Origin of the sequence: Ideonella sp. BN130291 (genome assembly GCF_036231905.1) — a bacterium.
GTDB lineage: Bacteria > Pseudomonadota > Gammaproteobacteria > Burkholderiales > Burkholderiaceae_C > CAMLIZ01.
Window position 1 is genome coordinate 16,054 of the sequence record NZ_JAZARE010000005.1, and the last position, 24,422, is coordinate 40,475.

Below are 24,422 nucleotides of genomic sequence, written 5' to 3' on the forward strand. Positions count from 1 at the left end.
GAAGTCCAACCGCAGTGCCGGCGCCATGTTGTCCACCGAACTTTTTGTGCATGCCACCGGCCTGGCCGCGCTTGCCGTCAACGTGCTGAGCCTGCTGTGCCGATGTGACATGACGCTGCGCCGCCGCAGCATGTTCGCCGGCTGCCTGTGGACCCTGAACCATGTGCTGCTGGGCGCCCACTCGGCGGCCGCCCTCACCGTGGTGAGCATCAGCCGCACCGCCACCTCGGCCACCACGCTGGACGGCAGCCGTGTCGCCCGGCGCAACATCTTCCTCGTCTTCATCGGCATCACGCTCGCGGTATCAGCCGCCACCTGGGGCGGCTGGGCGAGCGCGGTGACGCTGCTGGCCGCGATCATGTCCACCTACGCGATGTTCTACATGCGCGGCGCACGGCTGCGGCTGTCCATGCTGGCCGGCTCGCTGCTGTGGATGGTGAACGCCTGGCAGTACGGCTCCTGGGAACAGATGGCGGCCAATCTGCTGACCGCCTGCGCGGCCGTGTATGGGGCGTGGACGCTGCGCGGCGTGGACGCTTCCAACGATGCGGGCAAGGCACGCGGCGGCCCGGCAGCGACCGCCCTGCAGCGCCAGGCGCCCCTGGCCGCTACTTCGCCTTCGGCCGGCCGTAGGTGGCGGTGAAGCTCGCCTTGCCGAGCGTGTTGGCGTTGATCATGTAGCCCGCCAGTGCCGCGGTGGCGTCGGCGGGAACCTCCAGCTTGTCCACCTTCAGGGCATGCACCGTGAAGACGTAGCGGTGCGGCTTGTCACCCTGCGGCGGGCACATGCCGCCCCAGGCGGCGGCTCCGTAGTCGATGCGCACCTGGCTGGCGCCCTGGGGCAGGTTGGCCCCTCCCGCGGCGCCCGCGTCCGGCTTGAGTGCGGTGACATCGGCAGGCAGGTTGATCACCGACCAGTGCCACCAGCCGGAGCCGGTGGGGGCATCGGGGTCGTACACGGTGACGGCGAAGCTCCTGGTGCCCGCAGGTGCCCCACTCCATTGCAGTGCCGGTGACTTGTTTTCGCCCGAGCAGCCGAAGCCGTTGAACTCGAACCGCTTGTCGATCCTGCCACCGGCCTGGATGTCCGGGCTGGTGAGCTGGAATCCGGCGGCATGGATGACGGTGGACAGGCTGATCAGCGCGGTGGCCAACAGGGTGTGTTTCACAAAAGCGTCCAAAGCATGTTGAGGAGCTTTCATGATGGCGCGACGGGCACTGGCCCGTTAGCCGCGGCGCATCAATGGCTGTGCGCGGCAGCGCACCGGTGCCGAGCGGCACGCCCGGGCTTCACGGCCGCAGGTGCGACGGCGCATAACCGAAGCGCTTGCGAAACGCCGCGGTGAACCGGCTGTGCGAGTCATAGCCGCACCGGGCGGCGATCTCGGACACCTGCAGGTTCGTGCCCTGCAGCAGTGCCATGGCGGATTCCAGGCGAACGTCCCGCACGCATCGGCTGGCCGACGTGCCTTCTTCGCTGAGGCGGCGTTGCAGGCTGCTGGCGCTCAGATGAAAGGCCTGCGCCAGGGTCTCCACCGTCCACGCCGCATGCGGCCGCTGGCTCACGAGGCGATGCACGCGGTCGGCCCAACCCAGCTCCTGCATCGGCGCAAACACCACGCCGCGCTCGGCCAGCAGCAACAGCACTTCGAGCGCGCGGTGTTCGCGCACTGCATCGGACACCTCCGGCTCCAGCAGCGCCGCGCTCGCGTGGCTGAAGGTGGAGACAAAGGCATCGTCGGCGTCGGCGCTGGCGCAGCCCTGGAGCGCGGGCGTGGCGGCAAACTGGCCGAAGCGGTCGTGAAACCTCTGCACCGTCTGTGGCGCAAAGGCGATCAGCCGGGCCTCGTAGTGGCCTCCGGGGACGGGCTCATTGAGCAGGTCCCACTGGGTGGCGCGCGGCAGGATGAAGGCCTGGCCGGCGGCAAACGTGATGTCCCCGCGGGGCGTGGCCAGGCGCTTGCGCCCGCACACCACCCAGCCGACCAGGTCGTCGCGCACCATGGCCGTGCGAACGAGATGCCGCACCGGCGTGCGAACGAGCTGGAAGGACGCGGCAGCGGACTGGGTCATGGTCAAGGGCGCAACCGATGCGGCGGCGCCATTGTCCCCCAGGGCCGGGGGCTGCCTTCAGCCGCGGTCGGTGGACAGCGCCTGCGCGCAGCGGTGCGGCAGCACGATGCCCTTGGCCGTGTCCTCCCGGGCCACCGCATGGATCAGCGGCGCCTGCGACGTCACGGCGCCAAAGATGGTGGCAAACGCCACGTCGGCGGCGTCGCGCCCGGTGCCGAAGCGCACAAAGCCCATGGGCACCGCGGTGCCCGAGGGATCGAAGATGTACCAGCGGTCGCCCAGGTACACCTCCACGTAGGCATGGAAGTCCGGCGGCCCGAGCGCCGGGTCGGCACCGTAGTCGGTGCCGGTCGCGAACCGGGCGGGGATGTTGACCGCGCGGCACAGGGCGATCATCAGGTGCGCGAAGTCGCGGCACACGCCCACCTGCTCGATCAGGGTGTCCACCGCCGAGGTGTTGCCGTTGGAGCTGTTGGAGGTGAAGGTGACCCGCTTCTGCACCCAGTCCTGGATGGCCTGCACGCGGCTGTGGCCCTGCCACAGGCTGCCGAATTCGTTGATCGCGAACTTGACCAGCCGGTCGGACTGGCAGTAGCGGCTGGGGTAGATGTAGCCCATCACCTCCGGCGGCAGGTCGCGCACCGGCACTTCGGCCAGGGTGGCGGGGTCGGCCATGTGATGGCGCATGTCCACCACCGCCGAATACTGCACCGTCAGCGGCCCGGGCTCGGCCCGCAGCCGCATGGTGCGGTTGCCGGTGGCCGGATCGGTATGGACACGCGGTTCGATCGGCTGGCTGATCACCAGGCGCTCGTGGGTGACCGTCTGGCAAGGGGTTTGCGCGGCGTGCAGGTTCAGCACGAAGTCGGCGCCATGTTCGCCCACCTCGTAGCTCAGGCCGACCTGCATCTCGATTCGGACCATGTTGTTCCTTAGTTCAACTTCAGGCCACCGAATGCGGAGACCTCCGCTTCGTTGGCATGGCGCGGCAGGCGGATCCGGAAGGCCGTGCCACCCTCGGCGGAGGAGTCCACCGCCACCGAGCCGCCATGGGCCGTGGCGATCTCCTTCACGATGTACAGGCCCAGGCCGAGGTTCACGCCGAAGTGGTCACCACCAGCGCCACGCACCAGCGGCTCGAACAGGCTGTCGCGCGTTTCTGCGGAGATGACCGCGCCCTTGTTCGCCACCGAGATCACAAGTTCCACCTCGTCGACGCCAACCACCGTCACTTCCACCGGCTTGTCGGGGCGGCCGTACTTGACCGCATTGCCCACCAGGTTGGACAGCGCCTGCGCAATGCGCTGCTCGTCGCAGGTGCAGGCCATGTCGCCACTGCGGGCCAGCGTGATCGCGCGCTCCGGGTACACGCTCTGCAGCTCGCCCACCACGCGCTCGCACACCTTGCCCAGGTCCAGCGGCACGGGAGCCACCCGCATGCCTTCGCCCAGGCCGCTGCGCACGAAATCCAGCAGGTCGTCGAGCAGGCTCTCGATGCGCTTGCCGGCCCGCAGAACGCGGTCCGCCGCCTCGGGCACGGGGCGCTGCAGCCGCTGGGCCAGCACCAGCGACTGGCCCGACGCCATGATGGTGGCCAGCGGCGTGCGCAGTTCATGGCTCAGCACACCGAGGAACAAGGTGCGCATGTGGGCCGCTTCGGCCGCGAAATAAAGAATGGACTCCGCCAGTGCCTGGTCCATCGCCTCGTTGAAGCGCACCAGCTCGAACACCTCGTCGCGCCCGAGCTGCGGCTTGCTCTCGAACCACAGGCGGATCACCGAGGCGCGCAGGGACCGGAATTCGGCCGTGGTCTGATTCACGTCGAAGCCGGCTGCGGCACGCAGCTCGCCGTGCAGCGCCGCGGCCGTGGGGTTGTCGCTGCTCGGGGCCGGCCCGCGCCCGTGCGACTTGGCGCGCTGGGCACGCCCCGTCTGTGGCTGCTTCATGTCCAGCGCAATCGCGGCCAGCACCTGGGCGGCGTGGTCGCGCAGCGCGGCCTTGTCCATGGAGGCCGCAGCCGGCAGCAGCGTCTGCGCAAACGCCTCGCACTCGGAGAGGATGGCCTCCTGGTGCTGCGTGATGAACTCGGAAAGTGCCACTGCGAATTCTCCGAACTCACGCCTACAGGGGCGCTGCCCATTGTAGGCGTCGATGCACGGCCGCTTCAGGGTGCGTCGGTGTCCGGCGCCTCCACCAGGCCGTTGAGCAGGCGCACCAGCTGCTCGGTGCTGGCCGGCTTGAGCAGCGCTTGTGCGAACCGCTTGTCGTGTGCCGCCTCGTCCTGAAGGTCGGCATTGCCGGTCACCGCCACCAACGGGGGCACGCGCCCACCCAAGGCATGCTGCATGCGGTCGGCAATGTCGAAGCCGCTCTGGTCGTCCACTTCCAGGTCCATCAGCACCGCATCGGGCGGGTGCTCGATCGCCTGCGACAGGCCCTCACTGCCGTCGTACGCCACGTCCACATCCCAATCGCAGGCCAGGCGCAGGAGGTCGCCGATCGAATCCGCATAGTCGCGGTTGTTGTCCAGTACAAGCACACGGTGCGGCGGGTGGACGTGCTCGGCGGGTTTCATGCGGTTTCCCTGGCAATCGCGGCTCCCGGCATGCGGCGATGCGGCATGTCAGCCGGGTTTGTCCACCGCCTGCTCCACATACAGGCGCTGCACCAGCACCACCGCCACCACCATCAGCGGCGTGCCGAACACCACCCCCAGTGGCCCGAACAAGGTGCCGAACACCACCACGCCGGCCAGCGTGAGCACCGGCGGCAGCGCCACCGCCCAGCGCTGCACCAGCGGCACCAGGATGTGGTTCTCCACCTGCTGCAGCACCACGAAGAAGGCCGCCACGTACAGCGCCTGCGTGGGGCCCTGGCCGAACGCGACCAGCACGGCCAGCAGCCCGGCCGCGATCGGCCCGATGAAGGGCACGAACTCCAGCAGGCCGGCGATCACGCCCAGCGCCAGCGCCAGCGGCATGCCGAGCAGCCCCAGGCCCACCGCCACCGCCACGCCCACGGCCACCATGGTGACGCCCTGCCCCACCAGCCAGCGCGTGAGCGCTTCGCCGGCCGCGTCCAGCGTGTCGCCCAGCAGCACGCGCCGCTGCGCCGGCAGCAGGCGCAGCAGGCCGTCGCGGTACAGGCGCACGTCCAGCGCCAGGTAGATGCCCATCAGCAGCATCAGCAGCGCCGCACCGGCCCCGCGGAAGGCGCCGGTCGCCAGGCCCGCGATACCGGCCCAGGGCAAGGGCGCTTCGCTGAGCCCGCCAATCGACTCCAGCACCCGCTGGCCGAGCGCAGAGCCCTGCAGCCAGGCCTTCAGTGCCTGCCAGGCCTTGGGGAGCGTGCCTTGCAGGGAGTGCAGTTGCTCGGCCAGCGGATCGCCCAGCCACCACAACCCGCCAGCCACCAGCAGCACCATCAGCAGCGTGACCGCCAGCACGGCCGGGCGGCGGCCCAGGCCGGTGCGCCGCGTCAGCGGGCTGGCCAGCGCGCACAAGGTGGCGGCCACCAGCACCGCGCCAAAGAACAGCAGCAGGGGTTCGCGCAGCTCCCACAGCAGCGCGATCAGCAGGACGCCGGCAATCAGCCGCCACCAGGGGCGGGTGGTGGCCGCCGGGGAGGACATGGGCATGAGCGAAAGCAGGAAGCCGTGTTGCCGGCCCTCCTGCAAGCGCAATACCCGCCTCCCGCTGGCGGCCAGGCTTCAGGCGTTCACGCTCGCCATGCTGGCGGCCGGATAGCGGGTGCCCGCCACCTCGCGCTGGGCCAGCACGCGGTCGATCCGCTCGAGTTCCTGCGGGCCCAGGGCGAGCGTGGCGGCCGCCGCGTTTTCGTCCAGCCGCGCGATGCGCCGGGTGCCCGGGATGGGCACCAGCGACGGGTTGCGGTGCAGCAGCCAGGCCAGCGCCAGCTGGGCCGGCGTGCAGCCACGCTCTGCCGCGATGCGCTGGACCTCGGCCACCAGGGCCAGGTTGGTGGGCAGGCTCTCGGCCTGGAAGCGCGGGTTGCTGCGGCGCCAGTCATCGGGCGCCAGGTCCTCCGCACTCTGGATGGCGCCGGTGAGAAAGCCGCGCCCCAGCGGGCTGTAGGCCACGAAGCCGATGCCCAGCGCCTCGCAGGTCGGCAGCACCTCGGCCTCCACGTCGCGGGTCCAGAGGGAATACTCGCTCTGCAGCGCGCTGATCGGATGCACCGCATGGGCGCGCCGGATGGTGGCGGCGGAGGCTTCCGACAAACCCAGGAAGCGCACCTTGCCGGCCTTGACCAGCTCCGCCATCGCGCCCACCGTGTCCTCGATCGGCACGCTGCGGTCCACCCGGTGCTGGTAGTACAGGTCGATGTGGTCCACGCCCAGGCGCTGCAGGCTGGCGTCGCAGGCGCTGCGCACATACTCCGGCCGGCCGTTGATGCCGAGGAAGGCCCCATCAGGCCCGCGCACATTGCCGAACTTGGTGGCGAGCACCACCTCACGCCGGCGTGTGCGCAGCAGCTGCGACAGCAGGCGCTCGTTGGCTCCGTTGATGCCGTACATGTCGGCCGTGTCCAGGAAATTCACGCCGATGTCCAGCGCGTGGTTCAGCACCGCCAGCGACACCGCGTCGTCGGCCGGGCCGTAGAAATCGGACATGCCCATGCAGCCCAGGCCGATGGCAGACACGTTCAGGCCCTGGCGGCCGAGTTCGCGGCGGGGAATCGGGTTGTTCATGAAAAGCCCCTTGAGGTGAGGAATGACACGAGCTGCAGCGTAGGGCGCGGGGCCGGCGCGGCGTTAGCCGATTGCTGGCCCATCCTTGCCCGATCCTCCGAAGCACCCGCCCTCGCGCGCGCACGAGGCGCACGCCCGCCGCACAATCGGCGCACCATGTCCGACCTTGATTTCCCAACGCCTGCTCGCGAGGCGCAAACCGATCCGCGCCAGGCCGAGCTGATCGACCTGGTTGCCCGATTCACGCCCGGCGACGGCTTGCACAGCACGCCGATCGCGCCCTTGCAGCTCATCCGCGCCAGTGCCCCGGCCTATCGGCTGCCCGCCGTGTATGACCCCGGCCTGTGCGTGGTGGTGCAGGGCCGCAAGCAGGCCCTCATGGGCAGCCAGGTGTTCACCTACGACCCGCTGCACTGCCTGGTGATCTCGGTCACCGTGCCCACGGTGGGCCAGATCCTGGAGGCCACGCCGGACAGGCCCTACCTGTGCGTGCGTCTGAACATCGACGCCCGGGAAGTGGGCGCGCTGATGCTGGAGGCGCCCGCCGCCGGCGAACCGCCCCCGCCCACGGTGGCCCAGCCGGGGCTGCAGGTGTGGCGGGTGACCGCGCCGCTGCTGGACGCGGTGCTGCGGCTGCTGCGCCTGCTGCTCACGCCGCAGGACGCGCCGGTGCTGGCGCCACTGGCGGTGCGCGAGATCTACTACCGGGTGCTCACCGGCGGCCTGGGCCAGCGCCTGCGCGACCTGGCGGTGGCCGACAGCCACAGCCAGCGCATCGCCCGCGCGATCGACCTGCTCAAGCGCCGCTACGCCGAGCCGGTGCGCGTGGAAGAGGTGGCGCAGGCGGTGCACATGAGCCCGTCCACACTGCACCACCACTTCAAGCAGGTGACCGCGATGTCGCCGCTGCAGTTCCAGAAGCACCTGCGCCTGCACCAGGCACGCCGGCTGATGCTCACCGAAGGGCTGGACGCGGCCGCCGCCGGCCACCAGGTGGGCTACGAGAGCCCATCGCAGTTCAGCCGCGAGTACCGGCGCCTGTTCGGCGCGCCGCCCCGGGCCGAGATCCAGGCGGTGCGGCAGGCCGGCGCCTGAACCGGCCGCAGCGCACGTTCCCTGCGTTCGGGCGGCTTACCGGCACGGCCGGCGCCGCACACAATCGGGCATGACCTCCACGCCCTCCCCGCTCGGCAGCGCCAACGACGACGCCGACACGCCGCCGCCCACGCTGCACAACCATGTCGACCTGCGCAGCACCTCGCTGGCGCTGATCGCGGTGCTGGCCACGCTGGTGGTGCTGCGCTGGGCCAGCGACGTGTTCATCCCGGTGCTGATCGGCGTGATGCTCAGTTATGCGCTGTCGCCCATCGTGGACCAGCTGGCGCGCTGGCGCGTGCCGCGGGCGCTGAGCGCCACGCTGCTGATCGCCGCCCTGGTGGGCAGCATCGGGTTCACCGCCTATTCGCTGGCCGACGACGCCAATGCGCTGATCGAGTCGCTGCCCACGGCGGCGCAGAAGCTGCGGCAATCCATGCGCTCGCATGCGCGCAACGCCAACCCGATCGACAAGATGCAGAAGGCGGCCACCCAGATCGAGCAGGCCGCCGAGGAAACCGGCGGCGCGGCGCCCAGCACCCGCGGCGTGACCAAGGTGGTGATCGAGAAGCCGCGCTTCAACATCCGGGACTACCTGTGGACCGGCACGCTCGGCCTGGTGGCCCTGCTGGGCCAGGCCACGGTGGTGCTGTTCCTCACGCTCTTCATCCTGGCCTCGGGCGACACCTTCCGCCGCAAGCTGGTCAAGCTGGCCGGGCCCACGTTCGCCCAGAAGAAGATCACCGTGCAGGCGCTGGACGAGATCACCCTGCAGATCGAGCGCTACCTGCTGGTGCAGGTGGCCACCAGCGTGCTCGTGGGCCTGGCCACCTGGCTGGCGTTCGTGGCCCTGGGGGTGAACCATGCCGCGGTGTGGGGCGTGGTGGCCGGCGTGCTGAACCTCGTGCCCTACATCGGCGCGGTGGCGGTCACCGGCGGGGCGGCGCTGGTGGGCTTCCTGCAGTTCGGCACGGCGGAAATGGCGTTCGCCATCGCCGGCGTGTCGCTGGTGATCCAGAGCCTGGAGGGCTACCTGCTCACGCCCTGGCTCACCAGCCGCGCCAGCCGCATGAGCCCGGTGGTGGTGTTCGTCGGGGTGCTGGGCTGGGGCTGGCTGTGGGGCGCCTGGGGGCTGATCCTCGGCGTGCCGATCCTGATGGCGGTGAAGTCGGTGTGCGACCGGGTCGACGACCTGAAGCCGATCGGCGAGCTGCTCGGCGATTGAACCGCCCCTTGTTCACACCGCGGCCGCGCTGAGCATCGGCCGCTCCAGCTCGCGCCAGCCGTCCTCGGCGCCGATGATCGCGTCGGCCACCTCGAAGTAGCGCGCCAGGAAGTCGGTGTCGCGCAGGGCGGCCACCAGCTCGTAGTAGGCGGGCAGCTCGCTCGTCTCCCAGGCCGCCACGCCGGCGCAGCGGCCGTGGAAGGCCTCGCTGTCGTAGTAGCGCAGCCGCACGTCCGGGAACCCCTCGAACACGAACATCAGGGTCTCGTCCAGCACGGCGTGGCGCTCCGGCGCACTCAATGCCTGCCACTGCGGCGTGGCCTTGAGCAGCATGAACACGGTGTAGCGGCGTTGCATGGCGATGTCCCCGAAACGATGGCTGGTTGACGGCGTGGCCTGGTGTACCGACACTATGCGAGCTTTTGCTCACATTGGCTACTCGCATTCCGTTCACCCCGATGAAGACCGCACTTTCCCCCCGAAAACTGCCGCGCCAGTCGCGTTCCCAGGCCACGGTGGACGCCATCCTGGACGCCACCGCTCAGGTTCTGGTCGAACGTGGGTATGCCGACACCAGCACCAACGCCGTCGCCCAGCGCGCCGGCGTGAGCGTGGGCTCGCTGTACCAGTACTTTCCCAACAAGGACGCGCTCATCGCCGCCCTTCACGATCGCCACGCCCGGCAGATGCAGGCGGTGATCGAGCGGGCGCTCGCGCGCCATGCCGACGGCAGCCTGCTCGAGGCCCTGACCGGGGTGATCGAGTCGGCGATGGAAGCCCACCGGGTGGACGCCGACCTGCACCAGGTGCTGGAGCGGCAGTTCCTCGGCCGCGCCGCGGAACTGCATGACCACGACGAGGTGGAGGCGCAGCTGGAGGAGCAGCTGCGCCGGCTGCTGCAGCAGCACCGCGAGGAGCTGGCCGTGGCGGACCTGAAGCTGGCCACCTTCACCGTGATGCATGCGGTGCACGCGGTGGTGCACGCGGCCGTGCGCCAGCGCCCTGGCGGCGTCTCGCTGAAGGCGCTGACACGGGAAACGGTGGCGCTGGCGCACGCCTACCTCACCGCGCCGCGCCGCGAACCAGCGCCGGCCTGAATCAGCGCGAGTCGCGGAAGGCCGACATCCCGGCCAGGCGGCGTATCTCGTTGACCAGCTGCAGCGGCCGCAAGGGCTTGGCGCAATGGGCGTCGAAGCCGGCCGCGAGCGCCTGCGCCTGGTCCTGGTCGCGCGCAAAGGACGTGAGCGCGATCGCGGGCAGGCGGCGGGCGCCCGCGAGCTCCAGGCGCCGTACTTCGCGGATGAGGTCGTAGCCGTCCTGCCCCGGCATGCCGATGTCGCTGATCAGCACATCGGGCTCGGCATGGTCCAGCGCGGCCAACGCGGCATCCACGTCATGCACCGCCTTGACGCTGGCACCGCGGTCGCCCAGCACCATCGCCAGCATGGCGGCGGCTTCGGCATCATCGTCCACCACCAGCAGGCTCAGGCCATCGAGCGCGCCGTCCGGCTCCCGGGCCTTGGACGGTTCGGCCTCGGGCGCCTCGGCGGCATCGGCCTTGGCCTCGGTCGGCAGCAGCACCTCGAACACCGCGCCGCGCCCCGGCCCTGCGCTGGACGCCGAGACCGAGCCGCCATGCGCTTCCACCAGGTGCTTGACGATGGACAGGCCCAGCCCCAGGCCGCCGCGGTACTTGTTGCCGGCCGCGTCGCTCTGGCTGAACCGGTCGAAGACCAACGCAACGAACTCCGGCGCGATGCCCTGTCCCTGGTCGGCCACCGTCAAGCGCACGCCGCCGGCCTCTTCCTTCAGCGCCACCCGGATCTGCCCGCCTTCGGGAGAGAACTTGATCGCATTGCTCACCAGGTTCCAGATCACCTGCTGCAGGCGGGCGCTGTCCACCTTGATCGGGCGGTAGGCCGGGGCCAGCTCCAGCACGAGCTGGTTGTGGCGCTCATCCATCGCCGGGCGCAGCGCGTTCACCGCCGAGGCGACGACCTCCGCCGGGTCCACCAACGCCAGCGACAGCGGCATCTTGCCCAGATTCAGGCGCGACATGTCGAGGATGTCGGAGATCATGCGCGCCTGCATCTGGCCGTTGCGCTCGATCGCGTCCAGCCCGCGCATCACCTCCTCCCCGGCACCGCGCTTCTGCAGCACATGGGTCCAGCCCATGATGGCGTTCAGCGGCGTGCGCAGCTCATGCGACAGCACGGCGATGAGGTCGTCCTTCATGCGGTTCATGCGTTCGGCGGCGCTGCGGGCCACGCGTTCGCGGTCCAGCAGCTGCTGGCGCTGCTGCTCCAGCAGTGTCCGGGCCGACACGTCGTTGGCCATGCCCATGCTGAGGCCGGGTTCGATCTGGGGCGAGACGGTCCACTCCACGTGCACCGTGCGGCCCTCGCCGTTCAGCATCGGGAACTCCTCGGTGCAGGTGCCCGGGCCCACATGGCGGGCACAACGGTCCACGCGCTCGGCCCATTCCGGCGCGGCAAAGCCGCTCAGCGGCCGGCCCACGACCTGCTCTGCCGTGCGGCCCAGCAGCTTCAGCATCGCCGGGTTGGCATCGACCAGCCGGCCCTCGGGGTCGAGCAGGCACAGGCCGCTGGGCGCTTGTGCATAGATGGCACGGAACTTCGCCTCGCTGCGGCGCATCGCGTCTTCGGCGACGCGTGTGCGCACCAGCGCTTGCACCGTGGCCACCAGCACCGACGGCTCGACCGGGTGGGTGAGGTAGGCGTCCGCACCTGAATCCAGGCCACGCACCTTGTCGCTGTCGGTGACGTAGGCCGCCGTGAGGTGCAGCACCGGCAGGCGGGCCGTCTGCGGGCGCGAGCGCAGCAGGCGGCAGAGTTCGAAGCCGTCGATGTCCGGCAGGTGGATGTCCAGCACCATCGCGGAGACCCCCTCGCCGGCCGCCTCCAGGCCCTCGATGCCGGTGCCCGCCTCGCGCGTGCGAAAGCCGGCGCTGCGCAGCAGGCGCGAGGTGGCATAGCGGCTCGCGGGATCGTCGTCGACGATCAGCAGTTCGTGCTGCGACCGGTCGATCGGCCGGAAGTCAGTGTCCGTCGGATCCATGTGTTTCACCTCGTGCTGCGGGCGCCGTGCTCAGCTCATGAACCGGCAGCGTGACCGAAAACGTGGAACCCTTGCCCAGCTCGCTCTGCAGCCCCACCGTGCCGCCCAGGAGCGCGGCCAGCCGCTTGCTCAGCGACAGGCCCAGGCCCGTGCCGCGCAGACGTTTCTGGATGGGAGAGTCCAGCTGGGCGAAGTCCTGGAAGATCGCGTGGTGGAACTCCGGCGCAATGCCGATGCCGGTGTCCGACACCGCGAAGGTCATGGTGCCGTTGCCGTTGTCCCTGGCGGACACCCGCACCTCGCCCTTGGCGGTGAACTTCAGCGCGTTGGAGATGAAGTTGCGCAGGATCTGCGATAGCTTCTTGTCGTCGGTGTACAGCGGCAGCTCGCCCTGCGGCTCCTCGAACAGCAACACCACGTCCGGGTTGTTCAGCACCGGCCGGAACATGCCGCGCAGCGCGGAGAACAAGTCCACCAGCTCGAACCAGGCGGGGGAGATCTCCACGCGCCCTGCCTCCACCTTGGCCAGGTCGAGCAGGTCGTCCACCATCTCCGCAAATTCGGCGGTGGTGGACTGGATGAACTTCACCTGCTTTTCCTGCTCCTCGCTCAAGGGCCCGTCCACACGGTCCAGCAGCAGGCGCGCCAGGCTACGGATGGCCGCGATCGGCGTGCGGAACTCATGGCTCATGTAGGCCAGGAACCGGCTCTTGAGCTCGGTGGCGTGCTGCAGCTGCTGGGCCTGGGTGTCCAGCTCCGCATACAGCGCCAGCACGCCGCGGTTGGTTTCCTCCAGCTCCTGCTGCAGCGCGGTGAGCTCTGCGGCCTTGCGCGCCAGCTCGGCCTGCAGTTCCTCGACGGACACGGACGGCATGCTCATCGCCTGCGCACCACGACCACCGTGGCGTCGTCGCGCCCCCGCACATGGTGGCGCACCAGCCAGCCCGCGATGGCCAGCGGGTGGCATTGCAGCAGGCCTGGCGCGCTGCTCACGTCCCAGCGCGTCACCAGGCCGTCGCTGTGCAGCACCAGCGCCGCCGCAGCGGGCCAGGCGTAGTGCATGTCCTGCAGGCGCCGGATCTGCAAGCCCACGGTGCCGTGCTGCGACATGAGGGAGCGATCACCCACGCCGGAGATGATGCGCCCCGCAATGTTGCCGGCGCCGCTGAAGACCAGCGTGCCGGCACTCGCGTCCAGGCGGGCCATCGCCATGGCCGCACCGCGGGTGCTGCGCATGGCGCCGTGGGCCAGCGTGAGGGTGTCGGACGGCGACCGGCCGTTGGCACCGCGGAACACGGCCAGCGCGGCATCGGACGCCTCCGCCGCCTGCGGGCCGTGGCCCAGCCCGTCGACCACCACCACGCCCGCGCGGTCGCCGTCGGTGGCCAGGGCCCAGCCGTCGCCGCTCACCGTTTCACCCGGCGCGGGCAGGCACACCGCGCCCACTTCGAACGCCGGCGGCGCGCCGCCGGGCGCGCCGGCGGGCGTGCGCCGCATCACACGGGCCACGATGACACTGCCCTGCCCCGGCTGGGAAAAGACCGAGAACTCGTCGGCCAGCCGCTGCACCGCGCCCAGGCCGGTGCCCGGCGTGCCGCCGGTGGTGTAGCCGTCGCGCAGGCACTGGCCCACGTCCGCCATGCCCGGGCCCTCATCCAGGGACAGCACGTCGACACCCTGCTGCCCGCCCAGCGAGTGGCAACCGAGCAGGATGCGGCCCTGACTGGCATGGCGGGCAAGGTTGGTACCGAGCTCCGTGACCACCAGCGCAAGCCGTCCCGCGTCGACCTCGTTCAGCGCCACCTCTGCGGCCAGGCGGGCCGCGGCACGGCGGGCCTCGCCCACCTGGCTGGGCTCGCGAACCGGAATGTCCAGGTGCGGTTGCACGTCGATGCCGTCACTTCCAGCGGGTGATGGTGACGCAGGTGCCCTCGCCCACCACCGAGCGGATGTCGAAGTCGTTCACCAGGCGCTTGCTGCCCGACAGGCCCATGCCCATGCCGGATCCGGAGGTCCAGCCGTCCGTCAGCGCCAGCTCCAGGTCGGGGATGCCCGGCCCGCGGTCCTCGAAGGCCAGGCGCAGGCCGGTGCGCAGCCCCTGGGTGACGATGTCCCAGTGCATCGCCCCGCCGCCGCCATACACCACCGTGTTGCGCGAGAGCTCGCTGGCCGCGGTGACCATCTTGGTCTGGTCCACCAGGGAGAGCTTGATCTGCTGGCAGAGCTTTCTGACCAGCTGCCGGCACATCACGATGTCCGGCTCGCCGATGAGCAGCATCGAGCCCTTAGGCGCCTCCGTCAAAACCCTGCTCCTCGGCGGCCGCGCGCAACAGCTGCATGCCTCTTTCGACGTTCAGTGCCGTGCGCACGCCTTCGAGCGAGAGGCCCAGTTCGACGAGGGTGATCGCCACCGCCGGCTGCATGCCGACCACCACGGTGGTTGCGTCCAGCACCCGCGAGATGCCCGAAATGCTCGCCAGCATGCGCCCGATGAAGGAGTCCACGATCTCCAGCGCCGAGATGTCGATCAGCACGCCGTGGGCGCCGGTGGCCTCGATGCGCGAGGCCAGGTCGTCCTGCAGTGCCAGCGCGGTCTGGTCCTGCAGGTCCACCTGGATGGTGACCAGCAGGCACTTGCCCATCTGGAGGATTGGAATGCGTTGCATGGACGGGCTCAGCCCTTGGTCTTCGTGACGGTGTAGCCCACCCGCTTCATCGCCAGTGCCAGCGCGTCCGCCAGGGACGCCTTGGTCGAGATGCCCTGCAGGTCGATGCCCAGGTGCACGATGGTCTGCGCGATCTGCGGCCGCACGCCGCTGATGATGCAGTCGGCTCCCATGAGGCGGATGGCCGTCACGGTCTTCAGCAGGTGCTGTGCCACCAGGGTGTCCACCGTGGGCACGCCGGTGATGTCGATGATGGCGAGCTCGGAGCCGGTGTCCACGATGCGCTGCAGCAGCGACTCCATCACCAGCTGGGTGCGGCTGCTGTCCAGGGTGCCGATCATCGGCACCGCCAGCACGCCGTCCCACAGCTTGACCACGGGGGTGGACAGCTCCAGCAGCTCCTCCTGCTGGCGCCTGATCACCTCCTCGCGCGAGCGCTGGTAGGTGTCCATGGTGAACTGCGCCATCCGGTCGACCAGGGTCGACACTCGCCACACCGCAGCAAGCACATGCTGGGGCTCGGTGTGCGGGCTTTGTTGCAGGCCCGAAAACAGCGGCTTCTTCAGCGCCAGCACGAAGTGGCTGGTCTCGCCGGCCAGCGAGCCGCGGGCCGCACGTGCGCGCGACAGCGTCTCCAGCGTGTTGCGCACCGGTTCCCAACCAATGTCGTCGAACCGCTTCGCGTCGGCGCCGGCGCGCAGGCCGGCCACAAACGCATCCAGCAGGGCGGCCGCATCGGCCGCGGCTGAAGCACCCACCGCCGCGCCCGCGGAGGGGCTGGATGCCGCCACTTCCGCCAGCCACTCACGCAGCACCTCGTCGCGGTGGAGCACCAGCAGCTGTTCGATGGGGTCGTTGTCTTGTTTCATGGGCTGGACCTGACTTGAAGGGTTCACCGCGTAGACCGCTTCGAAAAGACCCCGGCCCGTCTTGGAGAGCGGGATAGTAACCCCCGCCTTTGGACCAGCGACTCCGGGATGACACCCGGCTCACCCCCCACGTTGAGAAGACGCAATCGCGCCAGAGAAGACGTAAAGCAGACAGCTTTTTCGCCGCCGCGCCGCGCAAACACCCGGGCCCCCTGCTTGCCTTGCTAGCTGTGTCGTCAACGCAGAGAAGCGCCATGGAACTCCCCGCTGGCCGGACCGGGGTACAGACCATCCCGGTGATCGAAGAAGAGCTGCAGGTCACCCGTGAGCGGGTGGACACCGGCGCGGTGCGGGTGCGCATCGAAAGCCACGATGCAGTCGAGCCCTTGCGCACCGAGACCTGGACCGAGTCGGTCGAGGTCGAACGGGTCGCCATCGGGCGCACGGTGGACGCGCGCCTCGCGCCCTGGCAGGAGGGCGACGTGATGGTGGTGCCGGTCTACGAGGAGCGCTGGGTGGTCCAGCGGGTGCTGGTGCTGGCCGAACAGGTGCGCATCCGCAAGCGCGGCGAGCGCTCGGTCGAAGAACAGCAAATCCACCTGCGCAAGGAGCGCGCCGTGGTGGAGCGCCGCACCGGCGATGGCGCCTGGGCTGCAGACGACGACAGCATGCAGCGGCAAGCCGCCGCTGCCCCTTTCCCCCGACCCAAGGAGTCGTGACATGAAGCAGACAGTGGTAGGCGTTTTCGACCGGTATGCGGCGGCCCAGCATGCGGCCCATCTTCTGGAAGACCGGGGCATAGACCCCGATTGCATCCACGTGACCGGTGCGGACGACGACGATGACATCGCCAGCACCCGCGCCTCGAGCGCCGAGCGCCAGGGTGAAGGCACCGGCGTGCTCAGCAGCGTGAAGCACTTCTTCGCCGAGCTGTTCGGCGACGACGACAACGAGGCGGTCAGCACCTATTCGGAAGCCGTGCGCCGCGGTGGCGCGGTGGTCAAGGTGGACGTGGAGGAAGAACCCAAGCTCGAGGTGGCACGCGAGACGCTGGAAGGCGCTGGCGCGGTCAACATCGACGAGCGCGCCGCCGAGTGGCGCCAGTCGGGCTGGTCCGCCCTGGCCGACAGCGACAGCCGCAGCACCGAGAGCATGCAAAGCCTCTCGCGCCCCACCGGCACGACGCAGATGCGCGACGAAGGCGAGCAGGTCATTCCGGTATTGAAGGAAGAGCTGCAGGTCGGCAAGCGCACGGTGCAGGCCGGCGGGGTGCGGGTGTTTGCCCGCACGGTGGAAGAGCCGGTGCAGGAATCGCTGGAACTGCGTGAGGAGCGCGCCCACGTCGAGCGCCGTCCGGCGGACCGGCCTGCGAGCGCCGCCGACCTGGACGCGCTGCAGGACCGCAGCATCGAGGTGCGCGAATCCGTGGAGCGCCCGGTGGTGCAGAAGACCGCCCGCGTGGTGGAGGAAGTGGTCGTCGGCAAGGACGTGCGGCAGACCACGGCGTCCATCGACGAGACGGTGCGCCGTACCGAGGTGGAAGTGCAGCCGCTGGGGGGCGACGAGCTGCGTTCGGCGGGCGCCATGCAGGGCGAGGACTACCGCAGCGACTTCGAATCCCGCTACGCGGGCCAGGGCGCCTACGAGCAGTTCGAGCCGGCCTACCGATACGGCGCCACCCTGCGCAGCGACCAGCGTTATGCCGGCCGGTCCTGGGACGAGGTCGAGCGGCACGCCGAGCGCGACTGGGCCACGGCCCACCCGGACAGCCCCTGGGAGCGTATCAAGGGCGCCGTGCGGCACGCCTGGGAACGCGTGAAGGACTGAACGCCAGCCCGAAGGCGGTCTCCCTCCCGGGAGGCCGCCTATCCGGGCGTCCCTCGCAGGCAACTCACATGGCCGCAGACAAGAACAACGACCCTGAAGCCGACGACGAGCGCCACGACGCGCCGGCGCAAAGCCTGGCCTGGCGCTGCAGCGACTGCGGCTTCTTCCGGGTCAAGCGCGACGACGAAGACACCCCGCCCCTGTGCCTGGCCTGTGCCGGCAGCGACATCGAGGAAGTGCGGCCGCTCACCGGCCATGGCCGACCCGCGGCACTCACCGCGGCCGGCCGCGTGGTGCTGGGCGAACGCCGGCGCTTTCCACGCTTCTGAGCCTCAGCAGTCGGTGGTTCGCGTGGCCGCGGCACAACGGCCACGGGGCGGAAAGCGGCCTATTGCGCGGTGTCATGGGGGCCAATCTGAAAAAACCCCCGGTCCGGGGGTGCCGGTGGGTGGGCGCGTAGCGCATGCTCCGCCGCTGCGGGCTCCCGCCCAAATCCATAGATCGCCGGCGCAGAAACTGGCGAAACCACCCTAGAGAGGTTCCGATGAAATTGCTTTCCCTGAGTGTTCTGGCTTCCGCCCTGGTCGCCGCCCTGCCGGCCCACGCCGCCCTCACCGCCACCGGCGTCGCCTGCGACGGCCACGGCACCAGCATGACCAGCCTGGCCGGTTATGTGGACTGCTCCGGCTCCTGGCGCGGCAACAACGTGAACCAGGCTGACGACGTGGCGGCCCAAGTCATGAGCGACTGGGGCGCTGGCAGCCTCACCATGGTGGACGTGACCGGCGGCAACCACGGCAGCACCGGCACCCTGAACTTCGCCGCCCAGACCGGCATGTTCGTGCTGGCGCTGAAGGCCGGCACTGCCTTCAGCCTGTACGAGTTCGACGGCTCCCAAGTGGCCGGTGGCATCTCCTCGATCAGCTACGACACGCTGGGCGTGGGCTTCTTCAGCGGCCGGGACAACAAGAACATCCACTTCGGCCAGCGGCTGTCCCATGCGGACATCTACTACGCCACCCCGGTGCCGGAACCCGAGACCTATGCGCTGATGCTTGCCGGCCTGGGCGTGGTCGGTTTCCTGTCCCGCCGCCGCAAAGCCGCCTGATACGCTGCGCTGGCTCAAGAGGCTCCTTCGGGAGCCTTTTTTCGTTTACAGGCGCTGACACATTCGGGCCGGCGCGCGCAGGGGTTGGGATAAATTTCCCAATGTGAACTCCAGCGCTGCCGCCCGTCGGGCCCTCGACCTCGCCATAGCGCAGCTGCTGCGCCCGCTCTTCCGGCTGTTGCTGCGCCATGCGGTGTCCTTCCGCGCCTTTGAAGACCTCGCAAAGCGCACCTATGTGGAAGTGGCCTGGAAGGAGTTCGGCATTCCGGGCAAGAAGCCCTCCACCTCACGCGTGGCGGTGCTCAGCGGGTTGACCCGCAAGGAAGTGCAGCGCCTGCTCGACGGCGACACCCTGGCGGCCGACGACGACCTGGCCGACCGCTACAACCGCGCCGCCCGCGTGCTCACCGGCTGGGTGCGCGACACCGACTTCCACGATGCGACCGGCGCGCCGCGCGTGCTGGCGCCCGACGGCGACGCGAGCTTTGCCACGCTGGTCAGGCGCTACAGCGGCGACATGCCGGCGCGCGCGGTGCTGGACGAGCTGCTGCGTGTGGGCGCGGTGTGCACCACCGGCGACGGCCGGCTCCAGCTGCTCACGCACGCCTACGTGCCGGCGCACAGCCCGGCCGACAAGCTGGCCATCCTGGGCAGCGATGTTGCCGACCTGGTCACCACCATCGAACACAACCTGCAGCACGGCAGCGCGGCCCCGCGCTTCCAGCGCAAGGTGATGTACGACGCGATTCCCATTTCGGCCGTGGCCGACTTCCAGAAGCTCAGCGCCGCGCAGTCGCAGGCCCTGCTCGAGCAGCTGGACAGCTGGCTGGCGCAACACGATCTCGATGCCCATCCACAAGCCGGCAGTCCGCAGCGCGTGCGTGTGGGCGTGGGCGTTTATTACTTCGAGGAAGACCTCGGTCCGTACGTCGTTGAAGGAGAGAAACCATGAAGACCCACCCACGCGCCGTGACGGCGCTCGCGCTCGCCGCAGCCCTGCTGGCGGGCTGCGGCGGCGGCGGCATCGGCGGCACCGGCAGCCCGGCTTCCGGCACCATGCGCGTGTCTGTCACCGATGCGCCCGCCTGCGGCTATGACGCGGTGAACATCTCGGTGCAGAAGGTGCGTGTGCACACCAGCACCGCGGCCGCCGATACCGACAGCGGCTGGTCGGAAGTGGCCTTGAGCACACCGGCACGCATCGACCTGCTCACCCTGACCAACGGCGCGTTGCGCGAACTCGGCCAGACCGAGCTGCCCGCGGGCCGCTACACCCAGGTGCGGCTGGTGCTCGCGGAAAACAGCGCCGGCACGCCGCTGGCCAACTCGGTGGTGCCTACCGGCGGCACGGAAGTGCCACTCACCACGCCTAGCGGCTCGCAGTCGGGCATCAAGGTCAACATGGACCTGGAAGTGCCCGAAGGCAAGGTGGCCGACCTGGTGCTGGACTTCGACGCCTGCAAGTCGGTGGTCAAGCGCGGCAACTCCGGCCAGTACAACCTCAAGCCCGTGGTGACGGCGGTGCCGGTGGTCAGCGACGCCGGCCTGCGGGTGGTCGGCTATGTGAATCCCGCGGTCGCCACGCCGAGCAGCACCCATGTGTCGGTGCAGGTCAACGGTGTGCCGGTCAAGTCCACCGTGCCCGACCCGACCGGCAAGTTCACGCTGTACCCGGTGCCGGCCGGCACCTATGACCTGGTGGTGGCCGCGAGCGGGCGCGTCACCGCGGTGATGACCGGCGTGCCGGTGAGCGCGGCCGCGCCAACGAACGTGAACAGTGCCACCTTGGCCATCGCGCCCCCGGCGGCCACCTTGCGCACGGTCACCGGCAGCGTGACGCCCGCGACCGCGAACCTGGCCGCGCGCCAGGTGCTGACGGGCGGCACCCCCGTGCAATCGGCCTGGGCCGGGGTGGATGCGAGCTCCGGCGCCTTCAGCTTCACGCTGCCGATCGAGCCGCCGGTGAAAGCTGCCTATGTGGCCAACCCGGTGAGCCTGGCGTTCACCGCCGACACGCCGGTGGGGGGCAAGTACACCCTGGTGGCCGAGTCGGCCGGTGTCACCAAGACCCAGGCGATCGACGTGTCGGGCGCAGTCGCACCGGTGAGCTTCAGCTTCCCCTGAAGCACGCGGCCCCGGCGCGGCGCATCGCGCCGCCCGGGCCGGCTCAGCGCCCGGGCGCCGAACCGCCAGCAAACAGCTGGCGCGCGTCCACCGCCTGTTGCCACCGGTGCTTGGCCACCGCCCGCAGGCAACCGGCGATGGCGGTGGCAAAGGCTTCGTCGTAGTACGCATGGGCGCCGCTCACGCCGACCACGATGCCGTCCAGGCACACCGCACCCCACAGCATGGAGTCGCCCTCGCGCAACTTGTAGGGCTGAAGGGCCTGCAGCCGGTGGCCGTCCATGCCCTGCTCCCAGCTCGCCTTGGCCTTGGCGCGGGCGAAGGCGGCGTAGTCGGCGTCCCACTTGGCGCGGTCGCCCACCGCATGCTCCAGCAGGATGGCCTCCTCGAACGGCACATCACCCGGCCGCAGCGCCGGGTCCATCACCACGATGTAGAGGAAACCGCTGCCCACCACCTCGGGCTGGGTCATCTGCGGCTCGATCATCGGCAGGGCCATCTGCAGAGCGGTGCGCGCAGCATCGGCATTGGCGAAATGGCTGCTGGGTGAAACACGGGTCATGGAAGTCCTCGAGGGTTGAAAAAAAATGGGGTCAGGCGGCCTCCGCCGACGGCGTACTGCCGCCCGGCCGGCCGGACAGGGTGATCAAGGTGGACACCAGCTCCTGCGGGTCCACCGGCTTGGCCAGATGCACCTGGAAACCCGCCATCAGGGCGCGCATGCGGTCGCCCGGGAGGGCCAGGCCGGTGAGCGCGATCGCCGGCACCCGGTCGTCCAGTGCCACGCCGCGCTGCTGCTCGATCTGGCGGATGCGGCGCACCACCTGGTGGCCGTCCTCGTCGCCCAGCGCGATGTCGCAGATGATCACTTCGGGCCACTGGTCGCTGGGGTGCTGCTCCAGCCAGGCGATGGCCTGCGTGCCGGTCGGAAAGGCCTTGACCTCGGCGCCTTCGGCATCCAGCAGGCCTTCCAGCGCCTCGCGGGCGTCGGCGCGGTCGTCGATGCTCATCACGCGCAGGCCCGCCAGCGGCTGGTCGCCCAGGGCCGCGATGTCCAGGTCCACCTCGGGGCTCGGCGTGGGCGTGGGGCGGTTGTCCACGCCCACCGCACGCAGCGGCATCTCGATCACATAGCGCATGCCGTGCAGGGAGCCCGGCGGCTCGATGTGGAATTCGCCGCCCTGGCGTTCGATGGTGGAGCGCAGCTCCAGCGGATCCAGCGGCGTGTCGGTGCCGTGCGGCTGGGTGGCCGGCGGCTCGGGCGCGGGCACCGCGGGCACCAGCTTGAGCCGGCGCTGCGATGCCTTGCGCGACGGCGGCGCCGCAGTGGGTGTCACCGGCGAGGGCAGGTCGTGGCGGCCGTCGGTGATGCACAGCCGCGCATTGGCCTCGCGCCGTTCGAGCTTGAGCTCGATGCGGCCATGGATCGGCGTGGCCTGCACCGCCTGCATGATCAGCTCACGCAGCGCCTGCGCCAGCGTGCTGGGGTCGCCGGTGACCCGGGCGTTGTCCAGGTCCACGTCGGTGTAGAGCTTGACGCCGCGCGCTTCGATCGCCTCGCGCAGCCCGTCGATCGCATTGGCCATCAGCACCGCCAGGTTCACCGGCTGGCGGGCCAGGCGGCGCTCCAGCCGTTCCACCTGCGCCTGCTGGCGCTGCAGGTTCCACAGCTGCGCATACAGGCCGTCGCGCTCCAGCAGCTCCTCATGGCGGCCGCGTTCCACGATGCGGCCCTTGTCCATCACGATGATCTGGTCGGCATTGACGATGGTGGACAGCCGGTGCGCAATGATCAGCGTGGTGCGGCCCTGCGCGATGCGGTCCAGCTCGCTCTGGATGGCACGTTCGGCGCGTGTGTCCAGCGCCGAGGTGGCTTCGTCGAAGATCATGATCGGCGGGTTCTTCAGGAAGGCACGCGCGATCGCGATGCGCTGCTTCTCGCCACCCGAGAGCTTGAGGCCGCGCTCGCCCACCACCGTGTCGTAACCCTGCGGCAGCGACAGGATGAACTCATGCACCTGGGCCGCCTTGGCCGCCTCGATCACGTCGGACATGCCAGCGGCCGTGCGGCCGTAACCGATGTTGTAGGCGATGGTGTCGTTGAACAGCACCGTGTCCTGCGGCACCACGCCGATGGCTTCGCGCAGGGTGGCCAGCTTCACCGAGCGCAGGTCCTGCCCGTCGATCAGCACCCGGCCGGCGCCCACGTCGTACAGGCGCAGCAGCAGCCGCGCGAGCGTGCTCTTGCCCGAGCCGCTGCCGCCCACCACCGCCACCGTCTTGCCGGCCGGGATCTCGAAGCCCACCTGCTGCAGGATCTGGCGGCCGGCCTCGTAGGAAAAGTCCACCTGCTCGAACACCACCTCGCCCTTCTTCACCTGCAGCGGCGTGCTGTCCGGCTGGTCCTGGATGTCGGCCTTCTGCTCCAGCAGGGCGAACAGCTTCTCGGTGTTGACCATCGCGTCGCGCGCCTCGCGGAACACGAAGCCCAGCGCATTGAGCGGAAGGCAGATCTGGATGATGTAGCTGTTGACCAGCACCAGGTCGCCCACCGTCATGGTGCCCTGCATGGTCTGCTGCGCGGCCAGCAGCATGACCACCGCCACGCCCACCGCGATGATGGCGCTCTGCCCGATGTGCAGCACCGACAGCGCCTTCTGGTTCTGCACGCTGCCCTCCATCCACTGCGTGAGCACGCCGCCGTAACGCTGGCGCTCGAAGTCCTCGCGGGCGTAGACCTTCACCGTCTCGTAGTTGAGCAGGCTGTCCACCATGCGGCCATTGGCGGTGGAGTCCAGCTCGTTCACCTTGCGCTGGCGCAGCTCGCGCTTGTTGGTGAGGAAGAAGGTGAAGGCACCGTAGACGAAGAAGGTCGTCATGATGACCAGCGTGAACCACAGGCTGTAGCCGCTGATCATCACCACCAGCACCGCGCCGAACTCCACCAGCGTGGGCACGATGGTGAACAGCCCCGCGCCCAGCAGGAAGCCGATGCCGCCGGTGCCACGCTCCACGTCGCGGATCAGCGTGCCGGTGTTGCGCTGCACGTGGAACCGGGGGCTGAGCGACATCAGGTGGGCAAAGGTGCGCTCGGCAAAGCCGATCACGGTGCGCCGCGTCACCCGCGCAAACACCATGTCGCGCAGCTCGTTGAACAAGGTGCCCGAAAACCGCAGCAGCGCGTAGCCCAGCAAGAGGAACACCGGCAGCACCAGCACCGTGGGCGTGCCTTCGGGCATGGGGCCGGCGCTGCCGCCCAGGGCACCGGTGAGCTCGTTGGGTCGGCTGAACTGGTCGACGATGGCCTTGAGCACCAGCGGCACGAACACCGCGGACACCTTGGCCAGGACCATCAGCCCCAGGGCGACCAGCGTGCGCTGGCGGTAGCGCCACACCGCCTCCCACAACCCGCTGAAGACCCGGCGCCGGGCGCTGATGTTGTTGTCGATTGCCATCCACGCGTCGGCCGCAAGCCGCGTGCCCGTCAACATGCCCAGGCCAACCCCGGGGCGCCCCGGGTGCCGGAAAGAAGTGCCGGAAGAAGTGCCGCGCGCGCTGCCATCGTGACCCGCCGATGCGCTGCCGCACGCCATGTGGGCACGCGAACTGCTCCTGCGTTCTCGGCCCATCTGCCCCTCCTCCATCC

At 69.8% G+C, this 24,422-nt stretch carries 26 protein-coding genes; 10 read left to right on the forward strand and 16 right to left on the reverse strand.

Annotated features, from left to right (window positions below):
* Positions 1-25: 25 nt before the first annotated feature.
* Positions 26-643, forward strand: a complete 618-nt coding sequence (locus VPH43_RS11620; protein WP_328577869.1) for a YgjV family protein — start codon at positions 26-28, stop codon at positions 641-643.
* Here the strand turns inward: VPH43_RS11620 and VPH43_RS11625 are convergent.
* The 7 genes from VPH43_RS11625 to VPH43_RS11655 all read right to left on the reverse strand — a co-directional run bounded on the left by VPH43_RS11625 (position 609) and on the right by VPH43_RS11655 (position 6,784).
* Positions 609-1,202 carry a YbhB/YbcL family Raf kinase inhibitor-like protein gene (locus tag VPH43_RS11625; protein WP_442909269.1) on the reverse strand — a complete coding sequence of 198 codons (594 nt, stop codon included), beginning with the start codon at positions 1,200-1,202 and terminating at the stop codon, positions 609-611. The two genes, VPH43_RS11620 and VPH43_RS11625, sit on opposite strands and share 35 nt — an antisense overlap.
* Positions 1,203-1,290: 88 nt before the next feature.
* The gene (locus VPH43_RS11630; protein ID WP_328577871.1) at positions 1,291-2,073 is read right to left on the reverse strand and encodes a helix-turn-helix transcriptional regulator; all 783 of its coding nucleotides are present in this window, start codon (positions 2,071-2,073) and stop codon (positions 1,291-1,293) included.
* 57 nt (positions 2,074-2,130) lie between these two features.
* Positions 2,131-2,997 carry a transglutaminase-like domain-containing protein gene (locus tag VPH43_RS11635; RefSeq protein WP_328577872.1) on the reverse strand — a complete coding sequence of 289 codons (867 nt, stop codon included), beginning with the start codon at positions 2,995-2,997 and terminating at the stop codon, positions 2,131-2,133.
* Between the two features lie 8 nt (positions 2,998-3,005).
* Positions 3,006-4,172 carry a sensor histidine kinase gene (locus VPH43_RS11640; protein WP_328577873.1) on the reverse strand — a complete coding sequence of 389 codons (1,167 nt, stop codon included), beginning with the start codon at positions 4,170-4,172 and terminating at the stop codon, positions 3,006-3,008.
* 65 nt (positions 4,173-4,237) lie between these two features.
* Entirely contained in the window at positions 4,238-4,648 is a 411-nt protein-coding gene (locus VPH43_RS11645) for a response regulator (RefSeq protein WP_328577874.1), read from the reverse strand.
* A gap of 48 nt (positions 4,649-4,696) precedes the next feature.
* Complete coding sequence (locus VPH43_RS11650) at positions 4,697-5,710, reverse strand: AI-2E family transporter (RefSeq protein ID WP_328577875.1); 1,014 nt, start codon at positions 5,708-5,710, stop codon at positions 4,697-4,699.
* A 72-nt stretch (positions 5,711-5,782) separates the two neighbouring features.
* Positions 5,783-6,784 (reverse strand): aldo/keto reductase, encoded by a 1,002-nt coding sequence (locus VPH43_RS11655; protein ID WP_328577876.1) that lies wholly within the window; start codon positions 6,782-6,784, stop codon positions 5,783-5,785.
* Positions 6,785-6,940: 156 nt separating this feature from the next.
* On the opposite strand from VPH43_RS11655, the gene VPH43_RS11660 reads away from it, so the two are divergent.
* Both VPH43_RS11660 and VPH43_RS11665 read left to right on the forward strand, forming a co-directional pair.
* On the forward strand, positions 6,941-7,879 hold the full coding sequence (locus VPH43_RS11660) for an AraC family transcriptional regulator (protein ID WP_328577877.1): 939 nt from the start codon (positions 6,941-6,943) through the stop codon (positions 7,877-7,879).
* 70 nt (positions 7,880-7,949) lie between these two features.
* The gene (locus VPH43_RS11665; RefSeq protein WP_328577878.1) at positions 7,950-9,104 is read left to right on the forward strand and encodes an AI-2E family transporter; all 1,155 of its coding nucleotides are present in this window, start codon (positions 7,950-7,952) and stop codon (positions 9,102-9,104) included.
* Between the two features lie 12 nt (positions 9,105-9,116).
* Here VPH43_RS11665 and VPH43_RS11670 read toward each other — a convergent pair whose 3' ends face one another.
* Positions 9,117-9,461: a darcynin family protein gene (locus tag VPH43_RS11670; RefSeq protein WP_328577879.1), complete on the reverse strand. Its 345-nt coding sequence runs from the start codon at positions 9,459-9,461 to the stop codon at positions 9,117-9,119.
* 101 nt (positions 9,462-9,562) lie between these two features.
* Here VPH43_RS11670 and VPH43_RS11675 point away from each other — a divergent pair, with 101 nt between their 5' ends.
* Complete coding sequence (locus VPH43_RS11675) at positions 9,563-10,201, forward strand: TetR/AcrR family transcriptional regulator (RefSeq protein WP_328577880.1); 639 nt, start codon at positions 9,563-9,565, stop codon at positions 10,199-10,201.
* Position 10,202: 1 nt separating this feature from the next.
* On the opposite strand, the gene VPH43_RS11680 is transcribed toward VPH43_RS11675, so the two are convergent.
* From VPH43_RS11680 to VPH43_RS11705, 6 genes are read right to left on the reverse strand one after another with little or no spacing between them, the layout of a single operon-like run.
* Positions 10,203-12,182, reverse strand: a complete 1,980-nt coding sequence (locus VPH43_RS11680) for a hybrid sensor histidine kinase/response regulator (RefSeq protein ID WP_328577881.1) — start codon at positions 12,180-12,182, stop codon at positions 10,203-10,205.
* Entirely contained in the window at positions 12,163-13,062 is a 900-nt protein-coding gene (locus VPH43_RS11685; protein ID WP_328577882.1) for a sensor histidine kinase, read from the reverse strand. The genes VPH43_RS11680 and VPH43_RS11685 overlap by 20 nt, the downstream gene beginning before the upstream one ends.
* A complete protein-coding gene (locus tag VPH43_RS11690) occupies positions 13,059-14,069 on the reverse strand; it encodes an ATP-binding protein (protein WP_328577883.1) in 1,011 nt (336 codons plus the stop codon). The genes VPH43_RS11685 and VPH43_RS11690 overlap by 4 nt, the downstream gene beginning before the upstream one ends.
* Before the next feature lie 10 nt (positions 14,070-14,079).
* The gene (locus tag VPH43_RS11695) at positions 14,080-14,460 is read right to left on the reverse strand and encodes an anti-sigma regulatory factor (RefSeq protein ID WP_442909285.1); all 381 of its coding nucleotides are present in this window, start codon (positions 14,458-14,460) and stop codon (positions 14,080-14,082) included.
* A 7-nt stretch (positions 14,461-14,467) separates the two neighbouring features.
* A complete protein-coding gene (locus VPH43_RS11700) occupies positions 14,468-14,848 on the reverse strand; it encodes an STAS domain-containing protein (protein ID WP_328577884.1) in 381 nt (126 codons plus the stop codon).
* 8 nt (positions 14,849-14,856) lie between these two features.
* Positions 14,857-15,717 carry an STAS domain-containing protein gene (locus VPH43_RS11705; RefSeq protein ID WP_328577885.1) on the reverse strand — a complete coding sequence of 287 codons (861 nt, stop codon included), beginning with the start codon at positions 15,715-15,717 and terminating at the stop codon, positions 14,857-14,859.
* A 254-nt stretch (positions 15,718-15,971) separates the two neighbouring features.
* Between VPH43_RS11705 and VPH43_RS11710 the strand changes: the two genes are divergently transcribed.
* The 6 genes from VPH43_RS11710 to VPH43_RS11735 all read left to right on the forward strand — a co-directional run bounded on the left by VPH43_RS11710 (position 15,972) and on the right by VPH43_RS11735 (position 20,776).
* A complete protein-coding gene (locus VPH43_RS11710; RefSeq protein ID WP_328577886.1) occupies positions 15,972-16,436 on the forward strand; it encodes a YsnF/AvaK domain-containing protein in 465 nt (154 codons plus the stop codon).
* A 1-nt stretch (position 16,437) separates the two neighbouring features.
* Positions 16,438-17,544 (forward strand): YsnF/AvaK domain-containing protein, encoded by a 1,107-nt coding sequence (locus VPH43_RS11715; RefSeq protein ID WP_328577887.1) that lies wholly within the window; start codon positions 16,438-16,440, stop codon positions 17,542-17,544.
* Between the two features lie 68 nt (positions 17,545-17,612).
* Positions 17,613-17,873, forward strand: coding sequence for a hypothetical protein (locus tag VPH43_RS11720; protein ID WP_328577888.1), 261 nt, complete (start codon positions 17,613-17,615; stop codon positions 17,871-17,873).
* A 215-nt stretch (positions 17,874-18,088) separates the two neighbouring features.
* Positions 18,089-18,652: a PEP-CTERM sorting domain-containing protein gene (locus VPH43_RS11725; protein WP_328577889.1), complete on the forward strand. Its 564-nt coding sequence runs from the start codon at positions 18,089-18,091 to the stop codon at positions 18,650-18,652.
* A gap of 103 nt (positions 18,653-18,755) precedes the next feature.
* On the forward strand, positions 18,756-19,604 hold the full coding sequence (locus VPH43_RS11730; RefSeq protein ID WP_328577890.1) for a DUF6502 family protein: 849 nt from the start codon (positions 18,756-18,758) through the stop codon (positions 19,602-19,604).
* Positions 19,601-20,776 (forward strand): DUF4382 domain-containing protein, encoded by a 1,176-nt coding sequence (locus VPH43_RS11735; RefSeq protein WP_328577891.1) that lies wholly within the window; start codon positions 19,601-19,603, stop codon positions 20,774-20,776. Before VPH43_RS11730 ends, VPH43_RS11735 begins: the two co-directional genes overlap by 4 nt.
* A 43-nt stretch (positions 20,777-20,819) precedes the next feature.
* Here VPH43_RS11735 and VPH43_RS11740 read toward each other — a convergent pair whose 3' ends face one another.
* Together VPH43_RS11740 and VPH43_RS11745 are read right to left on the reverse strand one after the other, a co-directional pair.
* Complete coding sequence (locus tag VPH43_RS11740; RefSeq protein WP_328577892.1) at positions 20,820-21,338, reverse strand: hypothetical protein; 519 nt, start codon at positions 21,336-21,338, stop codon at positions 20,820-20,822.
* A gap of 31 nt (positions 21,339-21,369) precedes the next feature.
* Complete coding sequence (locus VPH43_RS11745; RefSeq protein WP_328577893.1) at positions 21,370-24,231, reverse strand: ABC transporter transmembrane domain-containing protein; 2,862 nt, start codon at positions 24,229-24,231, stop codon at positions 21,370-21,372.
* Between the last annotated feature and the right edge of the window lie 191 nt (positions 24,232-24,422).